Source organism: Vibrio sp. 10N.222.46.A1 (assembly GCF_041473595.1).
Taxonomy (GTDB): domain Bacteria; phylum Pseudomonadota; class Gammaproteobacteria; order Enterobacterales; family Vibrionaceae; genus Vibrio; species Vibrio tasmaniensis_A.
In genome coordinates, this window is record NZ_JBFRSN010001382.1 from 1 (window position 1) to 1,316 (window position 1,316).

A 1,316-nucleotide genomic window follows, 5' to 3' on the forward strand; every position below is an offset into this window, starting at 1 on the left:
GTATATAATATCACATCGTACCTGTTGGCTAGGTGTTTTTTAGCTATATATGTGACTTTGCAAGGGAGTTATCTTCCTGATTTGAAAGAATAATTAAATTGATGAGATAAAAAAGTTGGCGAAAATCAGAAGCTTGGCATACACTTTCCTTGTAAATGACCTTATCTCATTGATTGAATAGGGTAAATGCTTTGGCGCTACTGAAGATGGTAGCAATGTATAACATAGCTTTGAGGAAAGTTTTATGGCACTCACTAAAGCCGATTTGGCTGAGAACCTGTTTGAAACACTCGGATACAGCAAGCGGGATGCCAAGGAAACGGTTGAAGTGTTTTTCGAAGAAGTTCGTAAGGCACTTGAAAATGGCGAACAGGTAAAACTGTCTGGTTTTGGTAACTTTGATCTTCGTGAGAAAAACGAGCGACCTGGTCGTAACCCGAAAACTGGTGAAGACATTCCAATTTCTGCTCGACGTGTTGTTACTTTTAGACCGGGACAAAAACTAAAGGCCCGAGTCGAAAATATTAAAATCGAGAAGTAGCCAAGCAATAGACCACGCCTAGCGTGGTCTTTTTGTATCTACGTCTTATGCATCATTTGCTGACTGTCTTGTCACTAGTTTCTCTTAGTGGTATCACCTGACTCTCTTTTCTTAGCTACCCTTCTCGTTAACTACTAATAGTGACATCCCTATATTTTGTTTTCTGATAGTAATGAACTAATGAACTAATGAAAGCAACGCGAGAGCACTAATAAAAAGAAAGGGCTGCGATTATGCAGCCCTTTGTCGTTCTTGTTTATGGTAAGCGTTTATGCCGCTTTAATGTGCGTGGTAATGTACGGTTGCCATGCTTGTTGGTAAAGCTCTAAAGATTGGCGTCTTAGGCTATTGATTTGTGCCGCTTCAATGTCATTGATTGGGCGATGTTCTGCAATTGCGTGACGCTCAATGCCTTGGATGATTTCGTAGAGTTCGTGCTCAGGGCCACTTTTCACATCAGCAATCGCTTTCAAGTGAAGTTGAACCTCTGCAATGATGTTGGTTTTAGGTAAACGAACCAACAAGTTAAGGTCACGGTAGCCAGAATCGGCTGGTGACTTAAACTTGTTTTTCAGCTTAACAACGTCTGCTTCACGGCTTAGCGCTTCGTAAACTTCAACCAAGCTTTCTACATCGTTCGCGATGATAGTTGCACGGGCTAAGTCGGTAATTTTTGTTACATCACCATCAAGCTCAAGGGCGATTTTTTCTTCTGCACGAGCTTGAGATTTAACGCCAGCAAATAGCGCTTCAGAATTGGTGAGTAGGGCAGTAC

The 1,316-nt window shown here is 41.6% G+C and carries 1 protein-coding gene and 1 pseudogene; one reads left to right on the forward strand and one right to left on the reverse strand.

Features of this window, described 5'->3' with window-relative positions; all coding sequences use genetic code 11:
* The first annotated feature begins 244 nt into the window (after positions 1–244).
* Positions 245–541 carry an integration host factor subunit alpha gene (ihfA, locus tag AB4496_RS26770; protein WP_004734853.1) on the forward strand — a complete coding sequence of 99 codons (297 nt, stop codon included), beginning with the start codon at positions 245–247 and terminating at the stop codon, positions 539–541.
* Positions 542–810: 269 nt separating this feature from the next.
* Here the strand turns inward: ihfA and AB4496_RS26775 are convergent.
* Positions 811–1,316 (reverse strand): annotated as a pseudogene (locus AB4496_RS26775) (phosphoribosylglycinamide formyltransferase); the annotation flags it as partial.